Source organism: Serratia sp. H402Y, from assembly GCF_051172415.1.
GTDB lineage: Bacteria > Pseudomonadota > Gammaproteobacteria > Enterobacterales > Enterobacteriaceae > Serratia > Serratia ureilytica.
This window is the reverse complement of the sequence record NZ_JBPIYZ010000001.1, coordinates 35,014-59,675: the sequence shown is the minus strand read 5'-3', so window position 1 is coordinate 59,675 and position 24,662 is coordinate 35,014. Positions and strand designations below refer to the sequence as shown.

Sequence of the window (24,662 nt, the reverse complement as noted above, 5' to 3'; positions counted from 1 at the left end):
TCCTTAACTGACAATCATATCGTCGCGGTGCACTGCCACCGGACCGTATTCATAACCGAGGATTTCGCTGATTTCCTGCGAGTGGTGCCCGGCGATCATGCGCATCGCGTCGCTGTTGTAGCGGCTGACGCCGTGCGCCAGATCGCGCCCCGCCTGGTTGCGGATGCGGATCACTTCGCCGCGCGAGAAGTCGCCCTTCACTTCGCGGATGCCTTTCGGCAGCAGCGAGCTGCCGCGCGCCATCATCGCTTCCACCGCACCGTCGTCGACGGTGATCTCACCGGCCGGCGGCGCGCCGAAGATCCAGCGCTTGCGGTTTTCCAGCGGGGTTTCCAGCGCGTGGAAACGGGTGCCCACCGGTTTGCCTTCAATCACGTCCGCCACCACGCCCGGCTTGCTGCCCGCGGCGATCACCACGTCGATGCCGGCGCGGCAGGCCACATCGGCCGCCTGCAGCTTGGTGCCCATGCCGCCGGTGCCCAGACCGGAGACGCTGTCGCCGGCGATGGCGCGCAGCGCGTCGTCGATGCCGTGCACTTCACGGATCAGTTCGGCCTGCGGGTTGTTGCGCGGATCGGCGGTGTAGAGGCCCTGCTGATCGGTCAGCAGCAGCAGTTTGTCGGCCCCGGCCAGAATGGCCGCCAGCGCCGACAGGTTATCGTTGTCGCCCACCTTGATTTCGGCGGTGGCGACGGCGTCGTTCTCATTGATTACCGGCACGATGCGGTTGTCCAGCAGTGCCGTCATAGTGTCGCGCGCGTTGAGGAAGCGCTCGCGGTCTTCCAGATCGGCGCGCGTCAGCAGCATCTGCCCGACGTGGATGCCGTAAATGGAGAACAGCTGTTCCCACAGCTGGATCAGCCGGCTCTGCCCCACCGCCGCCAGCAGCTGCTTGGAGGCGATGGTGGCGGGCAGCTCGGGATAGCCCAGGTGCTCGCGCCCGGCGGCGATGGCGCCGGAGGTGACGATGACGATGCGGTGGCCCGCGGCGTGTTGCTGCGCGCACTGGCGCACCAATTCGACGATGTGGGCGCGGTTCAGACGCAGCGATCCGCCGGTCAACACGCTGGTGCCCAATTTCACAACCAATGTCTGGCTGCCGTTCATAGTATTTCTGCCGTGTGTAATGATGAGAAGAAGAGTGCAAAGGTCTTTGTAACAGGAGAGACGCGTTATGCCAACAGGCACAACGCGAAATCAGCACAATACGTGGTCAAACGGGGTCAGGCGGAGAGTTTGATCAGTTTTTCTTTGAAATCGTCGGCGGGTTCCAGCCCCAGTTCCATGGTCGCCAGCAGCTCGCCCAGGCGGCGATGGAAGTCGCGCAGGGTGTCTTCCAGTTTGGCGCTCACTTCATCATCCTTAATGTTTTGCGCCGTCCAGTCGCCTTCTTTGTCGAACAGGCCGAATTGGTACGAATAGGTGAAGCGCGCCTCTTCCGCCTGCAGCTCCATCCACCAGCCCCAGAACTCACGCTTCTCCGGAGCGGGCTTTACATTGACGCAGACGGCCAAACAATCAAAGAAAAACCGGTCGTTTTCACATTGCCCTTCACGCAGATACGGCCCCAAGCTGGCAAAACGTTTCATTAGTCGGCTTTTAGGGTGACCACTCGGTAACGTCATTCTCTAACCTCCTCAATGTAGACCACTCTTTTTAACAAACTGTTAAAATTTAGCAACTAATTAACGCATTTTACCCTTCAGCCAACCGGACATCTGCAGCAACGCCCGGTGGAAGCTATCGTAAACCGGGGTGCGCGGGATGGCGATCAGCTTGCCGCTCACCGAAGAGGTGACGATCAGCTGCGACTCTTCTTTCGGGCTGAGCGTATCGCGCTCCCAGTAGCCGGAGATCATCGGCGTCGGGCAACGGCGCCCCAGCAACCCCTGCATTTTCAGCGAGTAGCTGTTCAGCTCCACTTTCAGCACGTTGTCTGAGGCATTGGCCATGCCCATGCGGCTGGCCAGCACGTCCATATACATGTCCGGCACGTTCAGCTGGGTGCTGCTGTCGCACAGCAGGCGATGCACCACCGGCCCCAGGCAGGCCACGCCGCGCAGCCGCTGCGGCTCCAGATAGGCCAATCGCACCGCCACGTTGGCGCCGAAACGGAAGCCGAAGGCGCTCACCCGCTGATGATCCACCCACGGCACCGAGGCCAGCTGGATCAGCACCTGTTGGTGCAGGTAGCTGGAGTCCTGCGTCAGCTTCCACTTGCAGGAGGAGCCGATCGACGGCATGTCGAGCGTCAGCATGGCGATGCCGTGCGGCGCCAGGTAGTCGCGGAACAGACGGTGATAGTCGGTCTGCAGCGTATCGAGGCTGCCGCACATCAGCACCGTCGGGAACGGCGCTTCGCCCTTCTCGGGCATGTGCAGGAAACCGGTGACACAGCCGCCGCCTTCGATGCGGAACTCCAGCTCTTTCAGCTGATACGGCAACAGCAGCGCCGCCTCTTCGTAAGCGCGGTTGGCGAGCATCTCCGCCTGTTCAGCCAGCTCGTCGCCCTTCAGGTGCGGGTAACCGGCGATGCTGTACAGGCTCGCGGCCTTCAGCCAGTACTCGCCGCCGACCAGCGGATCCTGCTGCTCCGTCGCCCGCTGCTGCCACTGCATGCCCTGATGGATCCACTCGTAGATCCAGTTGCCGTTGCGGTAGCCCACCACGGTATCCAGCCGCTGCGGGTTGCTGCGCTCGGCGTCCGAGGCGGCGATACGCGCCAACACTTCGTGGATTTCGATCGGGCTGACGCCGCGCCAGGCCCACAGCAGCGGATTCAGCATGCGGTACCAGCTGCCGGTGGTGTCGCCTTCCAATGCGGAATGCATGGCGGCGCTCACTTTGTTGCGCGCGCGCAGCACCAGCGTCGAGGTTTCAGGGTGTTTGAATTTGGGCTTGAAAAGAATTTCAGAAAGGTTGGCCTGTGCCATGGTAACAACAGCCTCCGTAAATCTGGCGATAGGCCGCAAAAGGCCTACTTAACTGGAGGTAGTGTACCTAACTCTGGCGGGATAAACCAAGATAACGCAAACGCCCGGCATAACCGGGCGTCAGGCGGCTGACAAAGGAGGAAAAAGCGTGGTTTTTCCTCCTTTGTCGTCAACGGCCGAAAAGCAATAAATTGATTTTCCTTATTTTTTATATCTTGCCTTCGGTAAGCCTGACAACGCCATCACGTTTATCATTAAACAAACGCCCGGCATAACCGGGCGTTGACTTGGAACTGGCTGGGCTTAGCGACCGCCGATAGGGGGAACGAAGCTGACGCCCATGTCCCACGGCTGTTCGATCCAGGTATCCTGCGGGATGTCGACTTCGTAGTCGTCCACCAGCGGACGGCCCGCCGGCTTGGCGAAGATGGTGACGAAATGCGCTTTCGGGTACATGTCGCGGATCGCTTTCGCGGTGCCGCCGGTATCCACCAGATCGTCCACCACGATGAAGCCTTCACCGTCGCCTTCGGCGCGCTTGAGCACTTTCATTTCGCGCTGGTTGTCATGGTCATAGCTGGAAATGCAGACGGTATCCACATAGCGGATGCCCAGCTCGCGCGCCAGCAGGCCCGCCGGCACCAGGCCGCCGCGGCTGACGGCAATGATGCCCGTCCATTTGTCGGCAGGCAGCAGGCGGTGCGCCAGCTTGCGTGCGTGTATTTGCAGCATATCCCAGGTAACAACGTATTTTTCGCTCATAGAATCGTGTCCCAGCCGGCTGGTGAAGCGGCTTACTTTATAGTTCAGGGGAAAAAAGGTTGCGCGAGATTATAGAGACTGGCCGCGTTGAATTCCAGCTGTACCGAGGAAAACCTCGCGATTTCCGCCGGGCGGCTTTTCGGTGATTGATGCTGAAAAAACGAGCGTTCCCGCAGCGAAGCCGTGTGATCAAGCGCTTAAACCGCACAATACGGGGCGCGCACCGCCGGAAATAAAGTGATATTCTCTGACGATCGTGCCACGACGCACAGATACCCGCTCACCTTAACCGCGCGGCACGCCCGTCCTGTCGGAGCTTGCCGTCACAGGAGACTTATAGTGTCTGAATTGTCTCAGCTTTCGCCACAGCCGCTGTGGGATATTTTCGCCAAGATCTGTTCTATCCCGCACCCTTCTTATCATGAAGAAGCGCTGGCGCAGCACATCCTCACCTGGGCCAAAGAAAAGAACCTGCACGCCGAGCGCGATCAGGTCGGCAATATCCTGCTGCGCAAACCGGCCACCAAAGGCATGGAAAATCGCAAGCCGGTGGCGCTGCAAGCGCACCTGGACATGGTGCCGCAAAAGAATAACGACACCGTGCACGACTTCGCCAAGGATCCGATCCAGCCTTATATCGCCGGCGAGTGGGTGAAAGCGCGCGGCACCACGCTGGGCGCCGACAACGGCATCGGCATGGCCTCCGCCCTGGCGGTGCTGGCCGACGACAGCGTTGAGCACGGCCCGCTGGAAGTCCTGCTGACCATGACCGAAGAAGCGGGGATGGACGGCGCCTTCGGGCTGCAGCCGAACTGGCTGCAGGCGGACATCCTGATCAATACCGATTCCGAAGAAGAAGGCGAAATCTACATGGGTTGCGCCGGCGGTATCGACTTCATCACTACCCTGCCGCTGCAGCGCGAAGCGGTGCCGGCCGGTTACCAAACCCTGAAGCTGACCCTCAAGGGCCTGAAAGGCGGCCATTCCGGCGCCGAGATCCACGTCGGGCTGGGCAACGCCAACAAACTGCTGGCGCGCTTCCTGTTCGCCCATGCGGAGGCGCTGAACCTGCGCGTGCTGGACCTGAACGGCGGCACCCTGCGCAACGCCATCCCGCGTGAAGCCTCCGCGGTGGTAGCGGTGCCGGCAGAAAAAGCCGACGCGCTGAAAGCGCTGAGCCAAGAGTTCCTGGCCGTGCTGCAGAACGAACTCTCCGCCAAAGAGAAGAACATCACCGTGCTGCTGGAGCCGACCACCAGCGCTTCGCAGGCGCTGAGCGCCGACAGCCAGCAACGCTTCCTGGCGCTCCTGAACGGCACGCCGAACGGCGTGATCCGCATGAGCGACGCGGTCAAAGGCGTGGTGGAAACCTCTCTGAACGTCGGCGTAGTCACCACCAGCGAAAACGAAGCGGAAATCATCTGCCTGATCCGCTCCCTGATCGACAGCGGCAAAGATTACGTTGTCGAGATGCTGACCGCGCTGGGCCAACTGGCCGGCGCCAAAGTGGCGCCGAAGGGGGGCTACCCGGGCTGGCAGCCGGACGCCGACTCACCGGTGATGCACCTGGTGCGCGAGCTGTATCAGGAGCTGTTCAACAAGACGCCGAACATCATGGTGATCCACGCCGGTCTGGAATGCGGTCTGTTCAAAAAGCCGTATCCAAACATGGATATGGTATCGATCGGGCCAACCATCACCGGCCCGCACTCGCCGGATGAGCAAGTGCATATCGAAAGCGTCGGTCTGTACTGGAAGCTGCTGACCTCGCTGCTGAAAGCGATCCCTGAGCGCGCGTAATCTGCGCGCTTAACGCAAAAAGCCGGCGACTCGCCGGCTTTTTTATTCCCAAGGCAGCGCCAGCTGCCGCTCCAGCTGCGGATCGAGCAGCGTCACATGCAACCCCACCAGCCGCACGCCGCGCCCTTCGCGCCGCTCGCGCCACGCCTGTCGCGCCACCTCCAGCAAATCCTGCCGGTTCAACACCGGGAAGACGTGCTCCTGGGTGGTTTGCTGAAAATCCTGAAACTTCAGCTTCACGCCCTGCCGGGCGATGTGCAGATCCGGCTTTACCTTGCGCAGGCGCATCTCCAGCTCGGGATAGAGTTTGTCGATAATCAGCGTTTCGCAGTCTTCCCAGTCGTGAATGTCTTCCGCCAGCGTGCGCTCCACCCCCACCGATTTGCGCAGCCGCTCCGCTAAGATTTCGCGCCGATCGATGCCCTGACACCGCTCCCACAACACCCGGCCAAACTTGCCGAAGCGCTTGAGCAGCTGCGCCAAATCGTATTGCTGCACGTCGGCGCAGGTGATGAGCCCCACTTCCTCCAGCCGTTTGGCGGTCACTTTGCCGACGCCGGGGATCTTGCTGAGCGGCAGCTGCTGCAAAAACGCCGGCACCTGCGCCGGCGTGATCACGTATTGCCCGTTCGGCTTATTCATCTCGGAGGCGATTTTGGCGAGAAACTTGATCGGCGCGACGCCGGCCGACGCGGTCAGGTTCAGCTCGTCGGCGATCGCCTGACGGATTTCCTGGGCGATCAGCGTCGCCGAGCCGTTGCATTGCGGGCTGTCGGTCACGTCGAGATAGGCTTCATCGAGCGACAGCGGCTCGATCAGCGGGGTATAGCGAGCGAAGATTTCGCGGATGTGCAGCGAAGCCTCTTTATAGGCCGCCATGCGCCCCGGCAGCAGGGTGAGATGCGGACACAGCTTGAGCGCCATCGCCGTGGACATGGCGCTGTGTACGCCATAGCGCCGCGCCGGGTAGTTGGCGGTGCTGATCACCCCGCGCCGATCGGCGCTGCCGCCAATCGCCAGCGGAATATCGCGCAGGCTGGGATCGTCGCGCATTTCCACCGCCGCGAAGAAGCAGTCCATATCGACATGAATGATTTTACGCATCGCACCCTCCAGTAACACTGTATAAGTATACAGTTAGATACCGAAAGCTCAAGGCCGCGGAGCTCGAGGAAAGCGGCGTTTCCGCCAGATATTTCCGCGTTGTTAAAAAAGCTTAATTTTTCAATAGTATGATTTCCGCCATCCCGTGCGGCTCTCCACAACGATAACGACAAGGTATCCTACATGATCAGATTTTCTCATTTGCTGCTGGCTTCCGCGCTGTCGCTGAGCGCGCTGGCGGCCAGCGCCGCCGCCGGTCATGCGCCGGCGATCGTCGCCCACCGCGGCGGCACCGCCGATGCGCCGGAAAACACCCGCATCGCTATCGAAACGGCATTGAAAAACGGCGCCGACGCCATTTGGATCACCCTGCAAGAATCCAAAGACGGCGTCATCGTGCTGTATCGCCCCTCGGATCTGAAAGCGTTGACCAACCGGCAGGGCCCGGTCTCTGCCTATACCGCCGCGCAGCTGGCCGAGACCGACGCCGGCTGGGCCTTCGCCAAGGGTGACGCCCACCCGTTCCGCGGCCAGGGCATCGGCATTCCGCGGCTCGACGACGTGCTGAAGGCGTTTCCGCACGTCACCTTTTATCTGGACATCAAATCCCCGGACGCCGATCCGGCGCAGTTTGGCCAGGCGCTGCTGGCGACGTTGCAAAGCACCGACAGCCTGAACCGCACCCGCGTCTACTCTACCGACGCCAAATACCTGCAGGCGCTGCCGCCGGCCATCCCGCGCTTTGAAAGCCGCGACGAGACCCGCACGCTGCTGGCCAACGTCACCATGGCGCACCAGTGCGACGTCAAACCGGACAACCGGCAGCCGCGCTGGTACGGGCTGGAGCTGAAACGCGAGGTGGAAGTGGTAGAGAAATATACCCTCGGCGAAGGGCGTTCGAAGGCGTTTCTGACCTGGGATAAAGAGTCGATGGACTGTTTCCGCTCGCAGGGCCCGGCGCACATCATCCTGTTCGGGGTCAACTCGCCGCAGGAATATCAGCAGGCGCTGGCGCTGGGCGCCGACGGCGTGATGGTTAACTCCCCGGCCGAGGCGAAAAGCTTCCGCAAGGCGAAATAACAATAGAACACCGGAGAAAATCTGAGGAAATGGGGATACTCATGCTCCCCAATGAAGGGAATTTCTCCGGGATTTCACAATCAATCAATATTAATATTTTATTTATTATCAATTAAATATATTAAAAATAAAACGTATAGCCACATAATATTCGGTGCATAAATATCCTCTTCTCATAATGCGATCAACGTCTATTTTTCGAACAAAACATCACCATTAGTGACGGCAATACTCTAGGATCTGGCCATCTTTGGAAAGACGCCAACAATCAGTCTTTCTTAGACTTTTCTAAATAGCACCTCCACTCATCTAAATAGCTCTACGGGTATCAACATATGCTATGGCATCGGAGGGCTAGAGAATAATGGAATGATTTAAAAGGAATTATATGTCGATAACTTTTAACAAACTTTGGGAAAAACATCCTCAAATCAATGGGGATGAGTATCCATGCCGCACTGTCCATGGTGATAAAGCCTTTGATGATCAGTGTGCTATACGCATCGGTGCAGCTTTGGTTCATTGTGGGTATGATGTCAGTAAATTATCAGGCGTGAACTTTTGTTGGTTACACAAGAAAAGTGAGGGCCATATTTTGCGTGCTGAAGAACTGGCAAATGCTTTAGCACGAACACCGATACCGGGGCTAGGACGCATGGTAAAAGTCACACCCAACCAGTTTGAGCGGGTGCTGAAAGGCAAAACCGGCATTATCTTTTTTAAAGATTACTGGCAGCGAGGGAAAGAAAACTTTCGCAATCGCTCGGGAGATCATATAGATCTGTGGAACGGTTCTCGTTTAACCACACTATCGAGCTATTTTCGTATTCAATGGGGGCTTTCTTGGGATGGGCGTTTTAGCGATTTTTTTAAATCAAAAGAAGTCTGGTTCTGGCAGGTGATATGAAACGGATAGCAGCAATTATTGCCGGTGCGATAATAGGTATCGGCCTCATGCTCCTGGCTTTTCCCTTTCTCTCAGACTGGATTATTGGCCACGTTGAGGGCGAGGATCAGATGTCGGCTAACTTCGAGTTGCTGGCGATTGGCCTGGTGTTGTGCTGTTTCGTGGGAGGTTCACTCGGCAACCTGGCCTATTCCAAAAGTAAATAACCCCTCATAAATGAATGCGTTGAACGCTGATGCCTTACATCGATACGAAAAGCTTCCGCAAGGCGAAATAAGTAACCGGCTACGGCATAAGGCGGTTCGACATCCCACCTTATGCCCGTATGGCTTTCAACATCCGTTAGCGAGCAGGAACTACCTGGATGAAGCCATTTTCATTGCGAACACTAAACCCAACGCCGAATAGCCGGGCGGCAGGCTCAAGGCCTTTATTTCGTTTATCCGGCGACAACAGCGTCACCGATACCCCGTAAGACTTCCCGTCTTCGAATTTATAATTATCGCCGGGAATGCACGTAGCCGCGGTGACCGCAGGCATCTCGTTATCCGTGAAGTGCTTGCCGAAGATAGCGTTGGCGTTGCCGATTTCTTCGATAATAACGCCGGCCAACCGCTCGTCCCCTTCAGGTTGAACCCGCACACAAACGTGGTTATCAACGACAGTGACGTTGGCCGCGTAGTTTTTTGGCCTCGGATCGTTCATGTGCATGCAGCCGGCGAGCAGCAAAGTTAGCGTTCCAACCAAAATAATGCGGTTCATCCTGTTACCTCTGCTTAAGAAACTGAGAAAGCGTATATTCGTATTTTCTGGCGATCGTTTTATCCGTTACGCCCTGAAAATTCACGCCATTGTTAATCGCACCCAGCCAAACGTTCATGCGCCTTTCGGCAAGGCCTCAAATAAAAAACCCGGTCAAGGCCGGGTTTTCGCTACAGCTACAGAATGCGGTGCTTTTCCAACTGCTCGCGCCGCTGCGCCGCTTTGGCTTCGCGTTTTTTGCGCGCATCGCACGGCTCCGGGCAGTCGCAGACTTTCTCCATGCCCAGCGCGGTGATCCCGCCGCAGCTGCCCTGCAGGCTTTTGCGTTTGAACACATAGCCCAGCGACATGCCGCCGACGATCAGCAGAAACAACACGAAGGTAGCGGCGAATACCGTCAACATAGCAACCTCACGAACGCTTTTTCAGATAGGGCTTGAACGCGTCTGAATAACGCTCCTCAAAGCCGTCGGCGGTTTTCACGATCATGAACACCGGGATGCCGAGCAGGTTGGCCAGCGCCATGCCGCGCTCCGGCCCCATCACGTTCAGGCCGGTGGACAGGCCGTCGGCGGTCATGCAGGTCGTGCTCAGCACGGTGATCGACACCAACCGATGATGGATTGGGCGCCCGGTGACCGGATCGATGGTGTGCGAATAGCGCACCCCGTCTTGCTCGAAGTAGTTGCGATAGTCACCCGAGGTGGCGATCGACATCTCTCCGGGTTGGATCACCAGCTGCGCCTGCTGCTGCGTACCGGCGGTCGGGCGCTCGATGGCGATGCGCCACGGCTTTTGTTCGCCGTTATGCCCGCGCGTGCGCACCTCGCCGCCGATATCCACCATGTAGTTCTTCACATGCCGGGACTGCAGATATTCCGCCACCACGTCCACGCCATACCCTTTGGCGATCGACGACAGATCGACGTACAGCTCAGGGATGCTTTTCACCAGCGCGCTGCCCTGCACCGAAAGTTTGTCGGCGCCGGTCCAGGCGCGGCGATGCTCCAGCTCCGCCTCGCTCGGCACTTTGTCCGGCCGCCCTTCCGGGCCGAAGCCCCACAGGTTGACCAGCGGCCCGACGGTCACGTCCAGCGCGCCATCGGTGACGCGGTTGATGCGCAGCGCTTCGCGCACCACTTCGGCGGTGGCCGGCGAAACCGGGAACGGCCGGTCAATGTCGCGGCTGGCGTTGAAGCGGCTCAGCTCGGAATCCGGCCGGTAGGTGGACATCTGATCGTTCACCTGCTCCAGCCGTTTGTCGATCTCCGCCTGCATCTCGCGCGCCGACGGCGTATCTTCGCCGGTCACGTAACGGATCGAATACGAGGTGCCCATGGTTTTACCCGTCAGGTCCACCTGTTCCGGCCCGCAGCCGGTCAGCAGCAGGGTGGCGCTCAGCGCCACGCCCGTCAGCCAGTTCTTCATCGCCAATGCGCGCATTTAGCCACCAAAGTCATCCAGCATGATGTTTTCGTCTTCGACGCCCAGATCTTTGAGCATCTTGATCACCGCGGCGTTCATCATCGGCGGCCCGCACATGTAAAACTCGCAGTCCTCCGGCGCCGGGTGGTTCTTCAGGTAGTTCTCCAGCAGAACATTATGGATAAAGCCGGTGTAGCCGGTCCAGTTATCTTCCGGCTGCGGATCCGACAGCGCCACGTGCCAGGTGAAGTTTTCGTTCTCCGCCTGCAGCTGGTTGAAGTCGTCTTCATAGAACATCTCGCGCAGCGAACGCGCGCCGTACCAGAAGGTGATCTTGCGTTTCGAGTTCAAACGCTTGAGCTGATCGAAGATGTGTGAACGCATCGGCGCCATGCCCGCGCCGCCGCCGATAAAGATCATTTCGGCGTCGGTGTCCTTGGCGAAGAACTCGCCGAACGGCCCGGAGATGGTCACCTTGTCGCCCGGCTTCAGCGACCAGATATAGGAAGACATGATGCCCGGCGGCACGTCCGGATTGTTCGGCGGCGGCGTGGCGATACGCACGTTGAGCATGATGATGCCCTTCTCTTCCGGGTAGTTGGCCATCGAGTAGGCGCGCACCGTGGTGTCGTTCACCTTCGAACGGTAGCGGAACAGGTTGAACTTGTCCCAGTCGCCGCGATACTCCTGCGGCACGTCGAAGTCGGCGTAACTGATGTCGTGCGCCGGCGCTTCGATCTGGATGAAACCGCCCGCGCGGAACGGCACGTCTTCGCCATCGGGGATCTTCAGCTTCAACTCTTTGATAAAGGTGGCTTTGTTATCGTTGGAGATAACCTCGCACTCCCATTTCTTCACGCCGAAGATCTCTTCCGGCAGCTCGATCTTCAGGTTCTGCTTCACGTTCACCTGACACGCCAGGCGGCACCCTTCTTTCGCTTCGCGCTTGTTGATGTGCGAGAGCTCGGTCGGCAGGATATCGCCGCCGCCCTCTTTGATCACCACCCGGCACTGGCCGCAGGAGCCGCCGCCGCCGCAGGCCGAGGAGACGAAGATCCCCTGGCTGGAGAGCACGTTGAGCAGCTTGTCGCCCGCCGGCGCATGGAAGCTCTTATCCAGATCGCCGTTGATTTCCACCGCGATGTCGCCGGTGTTCACCAGCTTCGATTTGGCGAACAGGATCAGCAACACCAGCACCATCACGATGGCGGTGAACATCGCTACGCCTAAAATAATTTCCATAAATTCTTCCCGCCTTTACAACTGAACACCGGAGAAGGACATGAAGCCCAGCGCCATCAGTCCGGTGGTGATAAAGGTAATGCCCAGACCGCGCAGCCCTGCCGGCACGTTGGCATACTTGAGTTTTTCGCGGATCCCCGCCATGGCGACGATCGCCAGCATCCAGCCGGTGCCGGAACCAAAGCCGTACACCACCGATTCGGCGAAGTTGTAGTCGCGCTGCACCATGAAGGACACGCCACCGAAGATGGCGCAGTTCACGGTGATGAGCGGCAGGAAGATACCGAGCGCGTTATACAGCGACGGGAAGAAGCGATCGAGGATCATCTCCAGAATCTGCACCAGCGCTGCGATCACGCCGATGAAGGTGATGAAGTTGAGGAAGCTCAGATCGACGCCTTCCACCAGCGCGCCGTCGCGCAGGATCAGGTTGTAGACCAGGTTGTTCACCGGCACCGAAATGCCGAGCACGATGGTCACCGCGATGCCCAGGCCAAAGGCGGTCGAGACCTTCTTCGACACCGCCAGGAAAGTACACATCCCGAGGAAGAACGCCAGCGCCATGTTCTCGACGAACACCGCGCGCACAAACAGGCTGATATAGTGTTCCATCGGCCTTTACTCCTTTTCGATCTGCGCCGGCTTCAGGGTGCGCAGCACCCAGATCAGCAGGCCGATGATGAAGAACGCGCTCGGCGCCAGCAGGAACAGGCCGTTCGGCTGATACCAGCCGCCGTTCTGCACCGTTTCCAGCACCGGAACGCCGAACAGCTTGCCGGAGCCGATCAGCTCGCGCAGGAAACCGACCAGCACCAGGATCACCCCGTAACCCAGCCCGTTGCCGATGCCGTCCATAAAGCTCTCGATCGGCGGCGACTTCATGGCGTAGGCCTCGGCGCGCCCCATCACGATGCAGTTGGTGATGATAAGGCCGACGAACACCGACAGCTGCTTGGAGATCTCGAACGCATAGGCGCGCAACAGCTGATCGACCACGATCACCAGCGAGGCGATGATCGCCATTTGCACGATGATGCGCACGCTGTTGGGAATATGATGACGGATCAGCGAGATGAAGAAGCTGGAGAACGCGGTCACCAGCGTCACCGCAATGGTCATCACCACCGCCGTCTCCAGCTTGGTGGTCACCGCCAGCGCCGAACAGACGCCCAGCACCTGCAGGGCGATCGGGTTATTGTCGAACAGCGGCCCCAGCAGGACCCGCTTTATCTCTTTGGAATCAGCCATTTTTCAGCGCTCCTTCACGAACTTTTTTCAGGAACGGGCCGAAGCCGTGCTCGCCCAACCAGAAATCAAACGTATGCTGTACGCCGTTGGAGGTCAGCGTGGCGCCGGACAGGCCGTCCACCCCGTGTACGTCCCCCTGACGCGCGCCGCCTTTCACCACGCGGATCGCCGGCTGGCCGTTGTCATCGAACAGCTGCTTGCCGACCCACTGCTGGCGCCAGGACGGGTTCTCGACCTCACCGCCCAGCCCCGGCGTTTCCCCCTGGTCGTAGTAGGTGATGCCCTTGACCGTGTTGCCGTCGTTATCCAATGCCACGAAGGCGTACATCATCGACCACAGACCGGTGCCGTATACCGGCAACACAATCTTGTTCACCTGGCCGCTTTCATCGCGCACCAGGTAGATTTCCGCCTGGTTGCTGCGGCGCTTGATGCCGGCCGGATCGTCGCCCGCGGGCAACGCCACGCTTTTGGCGTCGTCGCGCAGCGCGGCGCCCAGATCGAACGCCGCCGCCTTGCCGGCGACAAATTCGCCGCTGTTCAGATCCACCAGGCGCGGTTCGATGCGCTCGCTATACAGGCGCTTGACCTGCTCGCTCTCCATTTTCGGCTGCAACAGGCCGGCTACGTCGAGAATATTGCGCTGCTTGTCGAGCAGCTTTTGCTCCTGCTGTTTGGACTTCAGGCCGACGGCGGAGCCCGCCACCACCACTGAACACACCAGACACAGCAGCAGCACTACCAGCAGCGTTTTACCGATGCCGTCGTTTTTCGCTTCATTCGCCACGGGCTTTTCTCCGCTTGATGTTGGCCTGCACCACCAGATAATCGAACAGCGGCGCGAACAGGTTGGCGAACAGGATCGCCAGCATCATGCCTTCCGGATAGGCGGGGTTGACCACCCGGATCAGCACGCACATCACGCCGATCAGAATGCCGTACCACCATTTCCCCTTGTTGGTGAAGGAGGCGGAAACCGGGTCGGTCGCCATAAAGATCATGCCGAAGGCGAAGCCGCCCAGCACCAGATGCCAGTACCACGGCATGGCAAACATCGGGTTGGTGTCCGAACCGATGGCGTTGAACAACAGGGCGGAAGCCACCATGCCGAGCATCACGCCGGCGACGATGCGCCAGGAGGCCACGCGGCCGAACAGGATAATCGCCCCGCCGATCAGGATCATCAGCGTGGAGACTTCACCGATGGAGCCGGGAATGTTGCCGAGGAAGGCGTCCAGCCAACTGATGGACTGGCCGGTGGCCACGTTGCTCAGGCTGTGCGCCCCGCCAGCGCTCCACTGCGCCAGCGGCGTCGCGCCGGAGAAACCGTCCGCGGAGGTCCACACCAAGTCACCGGAGATCTGCGCCGGATAGGCGAAGAACAGGAAGGCGCGGCCGGCCAGCGCCGGGTTGAGGAAGTTGCGCCCGGTGCCGCCGAAGATCTCTTTGGCCACCACCACGCCGAAGGTGATGCCCAGCGCGGCCTGCCACAGCGGCAGGGTCGGCGGCACGATCAGCGCGAACAGAATAGAAGTGACGAAGAAGCCTTCGTTGACCTCATGCTTGCGGATAATGGCGAACAGCACTTCCCAGAAGCCGCCGACGACGAACACCACGGCGTAGATCGGCAGGAAGTAACAGGCGCCCAGCACCATCTTGCTGACCCAGCCGGCGTCGGCCGCCAGCGAGGCGCCGAGCCACTGCGCCAGGCGATAATGCCAGTCGCCCGCCAGCACCTGTTGCAGCGCGTCGCCGCTGTACAGATGGTGCAGCGCCGGGATCGCCTGCTGGCCGACGTTGTACATGCCCCAGAACATCGCCGGGAACACCGCCAGCCACACCAGGATCATCATGCGTTTCAAATCGATGGCGTCGCGCACGTGCGAAGCGCCGCGCGTCACCGTGCCGGGGGTATAAAACACCGTGGTGGTCGCTTCATACAGCGGGTACCACTTTTCCAGTTTGCCGCCCGGCGTGAAGTGATGCTCTATCTTCTCAAAATAATTCTTCAGGCCCATCGGTTATCCTTCCTGCTCAATCTTGGTCAGCACCTCGCGCAGCACCGGCGCGTACTCATACTTGCCGGGGCAAACGAAGGTGCACAACGCCAGATCTTCCTCGTCCAGCTCCAGGCAGCCCAGCGCCTGCGCACTGTCGCTGTCGCCCGCCAGCAAATCGCGCAGCAGCAGCGTCGGCAAAATATCCAGCGGCATCACCCGCTCATAGTTGCCGATCGGCACCATGGCGCGTTCGCCGCCGTTAGTGGTGGTCGAGAAGGCGAACAGTTTGTTTTTCAGGAAGTGGCCCAGCGTGGTGCGGGTAATGGAGAACTTGTTCGGCGACGGCACGATCCAGCCGAACAGCTCTTTGTCGCGCCCTTCTTCCAGCACCGACACCTGCGAGTGGAAACGGCCCAGCCAGGCGTTCGGCCCGGCGGCCTGCATACCGTTCAGCACCGAACCGGAGATCACCCGGTTCTCGCCCTCTTTCAGGCGGCCGGCGGTCAGTTCATCGAGGCTGGCTCCCAGGCGGGTGCGCAGCAGCGTCGGCTGCGCCACCTGCGGCCCGGCCAGCGCCACGACCCGTTGGGTATCGAGCTTACCGGTGGTGAACAGGGTGCCGATGGCGATCGCGTCCTGGTAACCGATGTGCCAAACGGTTTTCTTCAGGCTGACCGGTTCAAGGAAGTGAATGTGGGTGCCCGCCAGCCCGGCGGGATGCGGGCCGGCAAATTCGCTGTAGGCGATCTGCGGGCCGCTCTGCTGGCCAACCGAGGCGCCGGCGGCGTGGCATACGTGCACCTTGCCCGCCGTCAGACGCGCCAAGACCACCAGCCCGGCGTTGAACGCCGCCTGCTGTTCGGCGATGATCACTTGCGGATCGGCGGCCAACGGTTGGGTATCCATCGCGGTGACGAAAATGGCGCGCGGTTCGCTGCCGGGGCTTGGCGTTTTGCTGAACGGGCGGGTGCGCAGCGCGGTCCACAGGCCGCTGGCGATCAGTTCGCTTTCGACCTGTTCGCGCGGCAGTTGGCTGAGTTCACCCAACGGATAATGCGCAAACTCGAGCTGATCGTCGCCGCCGTTTTCCAGCGCAATCACCACCGATTGCAAGACGCGCCGCTCGCCGCGGTTAATCGCGACGATGCGGCCGCTGGCGGGAGCCGTGAAGAAAACCCCGGGGTTTTTCTTATCTTCGAACAACGCCTGGCCTTTCTTAACGGTATCGCCTTCCTGCACCAGCATGGAGGGACGCATTCCGACATACTCTTCCCCAAGCAGGGCGACATGCTGAATGTTCGGGCCATCTTGGATCGCCTGAACCGGGGCTCCGGCTATCGGCAGATCTAACCCTTTTCTGATCTTAATCATAGGATTTATACGATGTAGTTTGGTTTACACGTCTGACCGGCCCCAGAGGCGGGTGCTGACGATGCCAGGATTGCCGGGCAGTGCGCACAACGGCACGCCCAACATGAACTTTCTCGCAGTGAAAAACTGGGGTAACGCGCATTCCCTTGAATCCCCCTTCCGTTGTTTGCGCGACAGTCGATGTGTTAACGGCATGTAGCCAAATAACCATCAAAACGGCCGGGTTATATGCCATAACTCTTGCCGCTTCAATCGCCACAGCGCGTTAAATTGAAGAGAGAATATTAACATTGTTCGCAACATTGTTCTGCGTTCCGTCGTGACTTGTGTCAAGCAAACGCAATTAAATTTCGCCTGTTTTTCACTACTTATCGTTAAAATCTGCCGGTCATTTCACTTTTATCGAGCTTTGTCGTTTTTTTATACATATCACGTATTGCTAAAAATAAACGCGCTGGTAATCTGGCGGTGTTTTGCAGCAGTAAAAACAATAATCAGTGGCACGCTGGCCAATCTCATTGCGCCGGCAGATAAATATAAGCAGGAATAATAATGAGCAAAATCGCGCTGTTGTTTGCGATGCTTGTTTCTATGCCGATGATCACGGCCTGCAGCGCCAGCGAGCAGGTACCCGAAGCGCCGGTAGTTAAACAGCAATTATTGGGGTCGCCGGTCTATATTCAGATCTTCAAAGAGGAACGCAAGCTGGAATTGTATGCCAAAATGGGCAATGAATTCCGCTTGGTCAATACGTTCCCGATCTGTAATTTCTCCGGCGGGCTGGGTCCTAAACGTCGTGAAGGCGACTTTAAAAGTCCGGAAGGCTTTTATAGCGTTGACGCGCGCCATCTGAAACCCGACAGCAAGTATTATCGGGCGATCAATATCGGTTTCCCTAATGAGTACGATAAGTCGCAGGGCTATTCCGGCGCTTATCTGATGATCCACGGCGAATGTAAATCGATCGGCTGTTACGCGATGACCAACACCTATATGGATGAGATCTATCGCTACGTCGAAGCCGCCTTCGCCTATGGCCAAAGCCGCGTCGACATCAGCATCTACCCGTTCCGCATGACCGAACAGAACCTGAAGCGCCATGCGTCATCCAGCTATATCGCCTTCTGGCGCCAGCTGAAGCCGGGCTATGACTACTTCGCGAAGAACCACCAGCCGCCGATGATGACCGTGGACAACGGCCAGTATGTGCTGGGTCAACCGTTGATGAGCAGCGGCCAGATGACGCAGTACGCGTCAACCAGCCCGACGCCCAACACCAATCCCTTCGCTCAGAACAAGCCGCTCACCGAAGTGAAATAACGCGAACTCGCCTGGCTCAATCTTGTGCCAGGTTTCGTTGGCGGTCAGCGGTTGGGTGGCGATCACCGTGACCACATCGTTCGGTGTGGTCTGCTGCTGAAAATCGATCTCCACGTCCTGATCCAGTAGCGTCGCCTTGCCGAACGGCGCGCGGCGCGTGATCCAATACAGGTTGGTGGAGCAATAGGCCATCACGAAGCGCCCGTCCGACAACAGCATGTTAAATACCCCTTTCTTGCGCAGCTGGCTCGCCAACAGGCCGATATAGCGGAACACCGCCGGCCACTGGCTCGGCGTGCGCGGGTATTTCAACGCCAGCTGATGCAGCAGCCAGCAAAACGCGTATTCGCTGTCGGTCTGGCCGACCGGGCGAAACGTGCCGGTATCCAGCTGGCGATAGCCTTTCAATTGGCCGTTGTGCGCGTAGGTCCAGTTGCGGCCCCACAGTTCGCGGGTGAACGGATGGGTGTTTTCCAGCGCCACTTCGCCGCGGTTGGCCTGGCGAATATGGGACACCACCGCGCAAGACTTGATCGGATAGTCCTGCACCAGGCGGGCGATCGGCGAGTTGAAGCTCGGCTGCGGATCCTTGAATGTGCGGCAGCCGTTCCCTTCATAGAAGGTAATGCCCCAGCCATCCTTATGCGGCCCGGTGCGGCCGCCGCGCTGTACCAGGCCGGTAAAGCTGAAGCAGATATCGGTCGGTACGTTTGCGCTCATCCCGAGCAGTTCACACATCGCCAGCACTCCTTAACCACACTGACATACGCTGTGCGGGCGCGGCATGCATGCGGCGCCCGCTGTCTTATTCCTGGGGGAGCCGGAGCCCCCCCGAAGGCTATCAAGCCTTAACCATCTCTTTTTCGATCAGCTGAATCAAGATGTGAATCGCTTTGATGTGGATTTCCTGAATGCGATCGGCGTAGCCGAAGTGCGGCACACGGATTTCCACATCGGCGGAACCCGCCATTTTGCCGCCGTCCTTGCCGGTCAGGGTGATCACTTTCATCCCCTTGGCGCGCGCCGCGTCGATGGCCTTGATGATGTTGCCGGAGTTGCCGGAGGTGGAAATGCCCAGCAGCACGTCGCCTTCGCGGCCCACCGCTTCCACATAGCGGGAGAACACATACTCATAGCCGAAGTCGTTGCTGACGCAGGACAGATGGCTCACGTCCGAGATGGCAATCGCCGGGTAGCCCGGGCGGTTTTCACGGTAGCGGCCGGTCAGCTCTTCGGCGAAGTGCATCGCGTCGCAATGGGAACCGCCGTTGCCGCAGGAGATCACTTTACCGCCGGCTTTGAAGGAGTCCGCCAGCAGCACCGCCGCGCGTTGGATGGCGTCGATGTTGGCGTCGTCATTGATAAATTTCGCCAGGGTATCAGCCGCTTCGTTCAGTTCACTGCGAATAAGGTCGTGGTACATGAGGAACCTCTTGTTATCGTCAAATCTTCCGCTCCGCAGTGTACCGGATCGCGGAAACAGCGAGAAGCATTCTCAGCCAAACAGCGCGCCGGTTAAGGAAGCGGAGAGGTTTTTGATGATTGGTGCTGTCAGTTTGTGACCTGAGTTGTAATTAAACTGTAAACGCATTGATAAAAATTCTGCCTTGTACTAAAACCTATTACATACACACAACAGGTCAGACCTCTTACTACTTCGGAGCTTCTTATGATGGTTCTTAGTATTGTCGTTTTACTGGCTCTCCTCGGCGTGGTGTTCTACCACCGAGTGAACCTTACCCTCAGCAGCCTGATCCTGGTGGCGTACACCGCCGCCATGGGCGCGATCGGCCTGTGGAGCTTCTGGCTGTTGCTGCCGCTGGCGATCGTGCTGCTGCCGCTGAACCTTTCCTCTGTGCGTCGCTCTCTGCTCTCCGCGCCGGCGCTGCGCGCCTTCCGCAAGGTGATGCCGCCGATGTCCACCACCGAGAAGGAAGCGATCGACGCGGGCACCACCTGGTGGGAAGGCGATCTGTTCCGCGGCGCGCCGGACTGGAACAAGCTGCACAGCTACCCGAAACCGCGCCTGACGGAAGAAGAGCAAGCGTTTATCGACGGCCCGGTGGAAGAAGCCTGCCGCATGGCCAACGACTTCCAGATCACCCACGAACTGGCCGATCTGCCGCCTGAACTCTGGGCGTACCTGAAAGAACACCGTTTCTTCGCGATGATCATCAAGAAAGAGTACGGCGGTCTGGAATTCTCACCTTACGCTCAGGCGATGGTGCTGCAAAAACTGGCCGGCGTTTCCGGCATCCTGGCGATCACCGTCGGCGTGCCGAACTCCCTCGGCCCAGGCGAACTGCTGCAGCACTACGGTACCGAAGAACAGAAAAACCACTATCTGCCGGGCCTGGCGCGCGGCGACGAAATTCCTTGCTTCGCGCTGACCAGCCCGGAAGCGGGCTCCGATGCCGGTGCCATTCCAGACGTCGGCACCGTGTGCATGGGCGAATGGCAAGGCAAGCAGGTGCTGGGCATGCGCCTGACCTGGAACAAGCGCTACATCACGCTGGCGCCGGTCGCCACCGTACTGGGTTTAGCATTCAAACTGCATGACCCTAACCGCCTGCTGAGCGACAACGAATCCCCGGGCATCACCTGCGCGCTGATCCCGACCAGCACGCCGGGCGTGGAAATCGGCAACCGCCACTTCCCGCTGAACGTGCCGTTCCAGAACGGCCCGACCCGCGGCACCGACGTGTTCGTGCCGATCGATTACATCATCGGCGGCCCGAAAATGGCCGGCCAGGGCTGGCGCATGCTGGTTGAATGCCTGTCGGTCGGTCGCGGCATCACCCTGCCGTCCAACTCCACCGGCAGCCTGAAATCCATCGCCCTGGCGACCGGCGCCTACGCGCACATTCGCCGTCAGTTCAAGATCTCCATCGGTAAGATGGAAGGGATCGAAGAGCCGTTGGCGCGCATCGCCGGCAACACCTATGTGATGGACGCCGCCGCTTCGCTGATCACCTACGCGCTGGTGCAGGGCGAGAAACCGGCCGTGCTGTCGGCCATCGTCAAATACCACTGTACGCACCGCGGCCAGCAGTCGATCGTTGACGCCATGGACATCGCCGGCGGTAAAGGCATTATGCTGGGCGAATCCAACTTCCTGGCTCGCGCTTATCAGGGCGCACCGATCGCCATCACGGTGGAAGGCGCGAACATCCTGACCCGCACCATGATGATCTTCGGTCAGGGCGCGATCCGCTGCCATCCTTATGTGCTGGATGAAATGGCGGCGGCGCAGAACAACGATCTGAACGCCTTCGATAAATCGCTGTTCGGCCACCTGGGCCACGTCGGCAGCAACAAGGTACGCAGCTTCTGGCTGGGCCTGACCAACGGCCGCACCAGCGCCACGCCGACCAAGGACGCGACCCGTCGTTACTATCAGCAGTTGAACCGCCTGAGCGCCAACCTGGCGTTGCTGTCGGACGTTTCCATGGGCGTGCTGGGCGGCAGCCTGAAGCGCCGCGAGCGCATCTCCGCTCGCCTGGGGGATATCCTCAGCCAGATGTACCTGGCTTCCGCCGTGCTGAAACGCTTTGACGACGAAGGCCGTCAGAAAGAAGATCTGCCGCTGGTGCATTGGGGCGTGCAAGACAGCCTGCATAAAGCCGAACAGGCGCTGGATGATCTGCTGCGCAACTTCCCGAACCGCTTTATCGCCGGCGCGCTGCGCTTCGTGGTCTTCCCGTTCGGACGCGTGCATACCGCACCGTCCGATCGCCTGGATCATCAGCTGGCCAAGATCCTGCAGGTGCCTTCCGCCACCCGCAGCCGTCTGGGGCGCGGCCAGTACCTGACGCCGAGCGAGCATAACCCAATCGGCCTGCTGGAAGCGGCGCTGGCCGACGTGATGGCCGCCGAGCCGATTCACGAACGTCTGTGCAAGGCGGCCGGCAAAAACCTGCCGTTCACCCGTCTGGATCGTTTGGCGGAACGCGCGCTGGAAGAAGGCAAGATCAGCGCCGACGAAGCGAAGATCCTGGTGAAAGCCGAAGAGAGCCGTCTGCGCTCCATCAACGTGGACGACTTTGCGCCGGATGCGCTGGCGGCCGCCAAGCAGGAAAAGCCGGCGGCGCAGTCTAAGCGCCAACAGCAGACCGAAGCGGCTTAACGCCAATTCCTACTCCACGCATCCAAGGGGCGATCATCATCGCCCCTTTTTCTTTTCTTGCATCACGAACTGCGCACCGCGCCGCAGGTTGGCGCAACGGCGAATTTCACGGGAAGGAAGTTCGGGTAGACTGCGCAGCGGGTGCTCTGGATCTTTCTGTCCGGCGCCTTGGCAAAGGAGAGAAAGAGAAAGGCCCCGAGTCGATATTATCAACCCGAGGCCACTCTGATGCCTAGCAACATCAGGTTAGCCTCTTACCCGCCGCAAGGCAAGGATAGGGAGGTCAAAAATGCAGCAAAAACGGGTCGTGCTTGAGCTGGTGATCGTCTGTATGACGCTGATAGCGTTCATCTGGCTAACCCGCGGTTCGCTGTGCGAACTGCGCATCAGGTTGGGAGACTCGGAGGTTGCGGCCACTTTGGCTTACGAATCCGAACGGTAAGGCAACCCAACGGCGGGGTTCGCCCCGCCCGTTGGCTGATGGTGTCAGGCAGGATCCACGAGCACCCGCCTTTTCAGCCGCTGACCGTCAGCTTGTCATAACCGCGCAGGCGGTAATTCACCACCGACACCAGCCAGCAGAAAATGAACACGGCGATCACCCAATAGCCCATCTCCCCCAGATGATCGTTGAGCCGCGCGACGGCGTCCCACAGCGGGCCGGACAGCGCCAGCTTGTCGGCGATAAGTCCGAGCGCTTCGATGCCGCCGATAAACACCGCGATGATCACCGACGCCGCCGTGATGGTCATGTTGTAGTACAGTTTGCGGATCGGTTTGGAGAACGCCCAGCCGTAAGCGCCAATCATCACGAAGTTGTCGATGGAGTCGATCAGCGCCATGCCGGCGGCGAACAGCGCCGGGAACAGCATGATGCTCCACAGGTTCATGCCGTGGCCGGCGCCGGCAGCCGAAATCCCCAACAACCCGACCTCGGTGGCGGTGTCGAAGCCCAGGCCAAACAAGAAGCCCACCAGGTACATGTGCCAGCTCTGATTCACCAGCCTGAACAGCGGGCGGAAGCAGCGCGCCAGCGCACCGCCGCCGCTCATCAACAGATCCAGCGATTGATGCGCAGGCAGCTCGCCCGCCTTCACCTGCCGGAAAGCGCGCCACACGGAGATCAGCACCAGCAGGTTGATAAAGGCCACCGTCAGCAGAAACAGCGCGGACACCAGCGTGCCGATCAAACCGCCGGTTTCGTGAAACCAGCCCATCTGTCGGCTGAACATCATCGCCGTGGCGGCAATGGCGGCCGAGGCCAGCACCACGATGGTCGAGTGGCCGAGCGAGAAGAAGGTGCCGACCGCCACCGGCGTTTTGCCCTGTTGCATCAGCTTGCGGGTCACGTTGTCGATCGCGGCGATGTGATCGGCATCCACCGCATGGCGCAGACCAAAACTGTAGGCCAGCAATGCGGTGCCCATCAGCGCCGCATTGTCTTTGAACACCGCCAGCGCCAGCAGCCAGACAACGACGTTGACCGCCACCAGCCCCAGCAGCAGGGATACCGCCCGCCGCCGGGCTGCGCCATGCAATCCTTCGGAAATTACCGCCATACCCACACTCCCGTTTTCTCGTTATGTTGAAATCAATGGATTAGCGCCGCGCCGCGATCACCGCCGGATTGGCGCTCAAAAACAGCCAGGACGCGATCACGAACGGCATGGTCAACGACGGCATCCCCAGCGGAGCCAGCAAGGTATTGAAAGCCCCCTGCACCAGCACCGTGAAAATCACGCCGAGCAGCGTATAGATAAGCACCCGCCGGCCGGGCGGGTTGAAGACGGAACCCAGCGCCACCGCCGTCAGCACCGCGCTGAAAGCATACAGCCCGGCGAAGACCGCCTGCGGATCGGCGCCGATCGCCAGCGCGGTGATCACCGCCAGCAAGGCGCCGAAAAAACCCAGCGCCATCGCGCGCGGCGACGAAACCGCCAGCCCGAGCAACAGCAGCACGCCGCCGCTCACGCTGCTGCACAAAAAGACCTGGGAGACGCCGTGCAACGCACCGCTCAACACCTCCGCCAGGTCGGGATGCGGGTTGAACACCGCGCCGTCGGCCGGGATGGCCGCCGGCGGCAACCGCACATGCCGCAGATGGCTGAACGGGTAGCTGGCCAGCAGCACCGTCCAGGTGGTCAGCACGAAAGGCGCGGTCAGCGCCGCGATCTTCCAGGTACGCAGCAGCCGATTGAGGCCGACGGTGACGATCACCGAGATCGCGCTGCTGAAGATCACGCCGATCCACAGCCAGACTGAGGGCAGCAAAAAGGTCGGCAGCGCGGCGCCGACCAGGCAGCCGTTGTAGCCATAGAGACCGGTGCGCAACGCTGTGCGATCGTCCACCAACCACGCCGCGCTGAGCGTCGCCGCCACCGTGCCCAGCAGGCAGCCGAAGGCCACCTGCGGCAGCCCCTCTTCCCAGGCGCCCACGAAAATGGCGATGAAAAAAAATAATCCGGTCAACGGGTTATTTTGAAACATCACCTGCGAACAGCCGCGCAGCACCGCATCCGTCACCGCCGCTATTCGGCTGCGGGCGCACAACGCCGCCCAACTCCACTTTGTGGTCATGACCG

At 59.8% G+C, this 24,662-nt stretch carries 25 protein-coding genes; 7 read left to right on the top strand and 18 right to left on the bottom strand.

Going from position 1 to position 24,662, the window contains the following annotated elements; translation table 11 throughout:
* Positions 1–3 precede the first annotated feature (3 nt).
* The 4 genes from proB to gpt form a co-directional block, all read right to left on the bottom strand.
* Complete coding sequence (gene proB, locus ACSBQS_RS00320) at positions 4–1,107, bottom strand: glutamate 5-kinase (RefSeq protein ID WP_033651028.1); 1,104 nt, start codon at positions 1,105–1,107, stop codon at positions 4–6.
* Positions 1,108–1,223: 116 nt separating this feature from the next.
* A complete protein-coding gene (gene crl / locus ACSBQS_RS00315; RefSeq protein WP_033641981.1) occupies positions 1,224–1,625 on the bottom strand; it encodes a sigma factor-binding protein Crl in 402 nt (133 codons plus the stop codon).
* Between the two features lie 60 nt (positions 1,626–1,685).
* A complete protein-coding gene (gene frsA / locus ACSBQS_RS00310; protein ID WP_434989417.1) occupies positions 1,686–2,933 on the bottom strand; it encodes an esterase FrsA in 1,248 nt (415 codons plus the stop codon).
* 303 nt (positions 2,934–3,236) lie between these two features.
* Complete coding sequence (gene gpt / locus ACSBQS_RS00305; protein ID WP_033651025.1) at positions 3,237–3,695, bottom strand: xanthine phosphoribosyltransferase; 459 nt, start codon at positions 3,693–3,695, stop codon at positions 3,237–3,239.
* 339 nt (positions 3,696–4,034) lie between these two features.
* On the opposite strand from gpt, the gene pepD reads away from it, so the two are divergent.
* The gene (gene pepD, locus ACSBQS_RS00300; RefSeq protein WP_042783741.1) at positions 4,035–5,495 is read left to right on the top strand and encodes a beta-Ala-His dipeptidase; all 1,461 of its coding nucleotides are present in this window, start codon (positions 4,035–4,037) and stop codon (positions 5,493–5,495) included.
* 42 nt (positions 5,496–5,537) lie between these two features.
* Here pepD and dinB read toward each other — a convergent pair whose 3' ends face one another.
* The gene (dinB, locus tag ACSBQS_RS00295) at positions 5,538–6,599 is read right to left on the bottom strand and encodes a DNA polymerase IV (RefSeq protein WP_042783740.1); all 1,062 of its coding nucleotides are present in this window, start codon (positions 6,597–6,599) and stop codon (positions 5,538–5,540) included.
* 183 nt (positions 6,600–6,782) lie between these two features.
* Between dinB and ACSBQS_RS00290 the strand changes: the two genes are divergently transcribed.
* The 3 genes from ACSBQS_RS00290 to ACSBQS_RS00280 all read left to right on the top strand — a co-directional run bounded on the left by ACSBQS_RS00290 (position 6,783) and on the right by ACSBQS_RS00280 (position 8,792).
* Positions 6,783–7,679, top strand: a complete 897-nt coding sequence (locus tag ACSBQS_RS00290) for a glycerophosphodiester phosphodiesterase family protein (RefSeq protein ID WP_033651023.1) — start codon at positions 6,783–6,785, stop codon at positions 7,677–7,679.
* A gap of 388 nt (positions 7,680–8,067) precedes the next feature.
* Positions 8,068–8,586, top strand: coding sequence for a type VI secretion system amidase effector protein Tae4 (locus ACSBQS_RS00285; RefSeq protein WP_072022492.1), 519 nt, complete (start codon positions 8,068–8,070; stop codon positions 8,584–8,586).
* Positions 8,583–8,792: a hypothetical protein gene (locus tag ACSBQS_RS00280; RefSeq protein ID WP_033651022.1), complete on the top strand. Its 210-nt coding sequence runs from the start codon at positions 8,583–8,585 to the stop codon at positions 8,790–8,792. Before ACSBQS_RS00285 ends, ACSBQS_RS00280 begins: the two co-directional genes overlap by 4 nt.
* Before the next feature lie 136 nt (positions 8,793–8,928).
* Here the strand turns inward: ACSBQS_RS00280 and ACSBQS_RS00275 are convergent, their stop codons facing one another.
* The 9 genes from ACSBQS_RS00275 to ACSBQS_RS00235 form a co-directional block, all read right to left on the bottom strand.
* Positions 8,929–9,348 (bottom strand): putative T6SS immunity periplasmic lipoprotein, encoded by a 420-nt coding sequence (locus tag ACSBQS_RS00275; RefSeq protein WP_047572539.1) that lies wholly within the window; start codon positions 9,346–9,348, stop codon positions 8,929–8,931.
* 176 nt (positions 9,349–9,524) lie between these two features.
* Positions 9,525–9,752: a (Na+)-NQR maturation NqrM gene (gene nqrM / locus ACSBQS_RS00270; RefSeq protein ID WP_016928987.1), complete on the bottom strand. Its 228-nt coding sequence runs from the start codon at positions 9,750–9,752 to the stop codon at positions 9,525–9,527.
* Between the two features lie 7 nt (positions 9,753–9,759).
* Positions 9,760–10,791 (bottom strand): FAD:protein FMN transferase, encoded by a 1,032-nt coding sequence (locus ACSBQS_RS00265; protein ID WP_099785063.1) that lies wholly within the window; start codon positions 10,789–10,791, stop codon positions 9,760–9,762.
* Entirely contained in the window at positions 10,792–12,015 is a 1,224-nt protein-coding gene (gene nqrF / locus ACSBQS_RS00260; RefSeq protein WP_434989412.1) for an NADH:ubiquinone reductase (Na(+)-transporting) subunit F, read from the bottom strand. It abuts the gene before it with no gap.
* Positions 12,016–12,030: 15 nt separating this feature from the next.
* Entirely contained in the window at positions 12,031–12,627 is a 597-nt protein-coding gene (gene nqrE, locus ACSBQS_RS00255) for an NADH:ubiquinone reductase (Na(+)-transporting) subunit E (RefSeq protein WP_004930235.1), read from the bottom strand.
* A gap of 6 nt (positions 12,628–12,633) precedes the next feature.
* Positions 12,634–13,263, bottom strand: coding sequence for an NADH:ubiquinone reductase (Na(+)-transporting) subunit D (locus tag ACSBQS_RS00250; protein WP_004930232.1), 630 nt, complete (start codon positions 13,261–13,263; stop codon positions 12,634–12,636).
* On the bottom strand, positions 13,256–14,050 hold the full coding sequence (locus ACSBQS_RS00245; protein ID WP_033641975.1) for a Na(+)-translocating NADH-quinone reductase subunit C: 795 nt from the start codon (positions 14,048–14,050) through the stop codon (positions 13,256–13,258). The genes ACSBQS_RS00250 and ACSBQS_RS00245 overlap by 8 nt, the downstream gene beginning before the upstream one ends.
* Positions 14,040–15,281: an NADH:ubiquinone reductase (Na(+)-transporting) subunit B gene (locus tag ACSBQS_RS00240; protein WP_016928991.1), complete on the bottom strand. Its 1,242-nt coding sequence runs from the start codon at positions 15,279–15,281 to the stop codon at positions 14,040–14,042. Before ACSBQS_RS00240 ends, ACSBQS_RS00245 begins: the two co-directional genes overlap by 11 nt.
* A 3-nt stretch (positions 15,282–15,284) precedes the next feature.
* Positions 15,285–16,634 carry a Na(+)-translocating NADH-quinone reductase subunit A gene (locus ACSBQS_RS00235; RefSeq protein WP_069099962.1) on the bottom strand — a complete coding sequence of 450 codons (1,350 nt, stop codon included), beginning with the start codon at positions 16,632–16,634 and terminating at the stop codon, positions 15,285–15,287.
* A 552-nt stretch (positions 16,635–17,186) separates the two neighbouring features.
* Here ACSBQS_RS00235 and dpaA point away from each other — a divergent pair.
* Complete coding sequence (dpaA, locus tag ACSBQS_RS00230; RefSeq protein WP_434989409.1) at positions 17,187–17,954, top strand: peptidoglycan meso-diaminopimelic acid protein amidase; 768 nt, start codon at positions 17,187–17,189, stop codon at positions 17,952–17,954.
* Here the strand turns inward: dpaA and ACSBQS_RS00225 are convergent.
* Together ACSBQS_RS00225 and lpcA are read right to left on the bottom strand one after the other, a co-directional pair.
* Positions 17,889–18,692 carry a class II glutamine amidotransferase gene (locus ACSBQS_RS00225; protein WP_019454310.1) on the bottom strand — a complete coding sequence of 268 codons (804 nt, stop codon included), beginning with the start codon at positions 18,690–18,692 and terminating at the stop codon, positions 17,889–17,891. The genes dpaA and ACSBQS_RS00225 overlap by 66 nt on opposite strands.
* 103 nt (positions 18,693–18,795) lie before the next feature.
* Complete coding sequence (lpcA, locus tag ACSBQS_RS00220; RefSeq protein ID WP_004930220.1) at positions 18,796–19,377, bottom strand: D-sedoheptulose 7-phosphate isomerase; 582 nt, start codon at positions 19,375–19,377, stop codon at positions 18,796–18,798.
* A gap of 246 nt (positions 19,378–19,623) precedes the next feature.
* Here lpcA and fadE point away from each other — a divergent pair, with 246 nt between their 5' ends.
* Together fadE and ACSBQS_RS00210 are read left to right on the top strand one after the other, a co-directional pair.
* Complete coding sequence (gene fadE, locus ACSBQS_RS00215; RefSeq protein ID WP_060659917.1) at positions 19,624–22,080, top strand: acyl-CoA dehydrogenase FadE; 2,457 nt, start codon at positions 19,624–19,626, stop codon at positions 22,078–22,080.
* 289 nt (positions 22,081–22,369) lie between these two features.
* Entirely contained in the window at positions 22,370–22,522 is a 153-nt protein-coding gene (locus ACSBQS_RS00210) for a Hok/Gef family protein (protein ID WP_434989403.1), read from the top strand.
* Between the two features lie 73 nt (positions 22,523–22,595).
* Here ACSBQS_RS00210 and ACSBQS_RS00205 read toward each other — a convergent pair whose 3' ends face one another.
* Both ACSBQS_RS00205 and yut read right to left on the bottom strand, forming a co-directional pair.
* Positions 22,596–23,639: a HoxN/HupN/NixA family nickel/cobalt transporter gene (locus tag ACSBQS_RS00205; protein WP_046688284.1), complete on the bottom strand. Its 1,044-nt coding sequence runs from the start codon at positions 23,637–23,639 to the stop codon at positions 22,596–22,598.
* A gap of 40 nt (positions 23,640–23,679) precedes the next feature.
* Positions 23,680–24,657, bottom strand: coding sequence for an urea transporter (gene yut, locus ACSBQS_RS00200; RefSeq protein ID WP_197666179.1), 978 nt, complete (start codon positions 24,655–24,657; stop codon positions 23,680–23,682).
* Between the last annotated feature and the right edge of the window lie 5 nt (positions 24,658–24,662).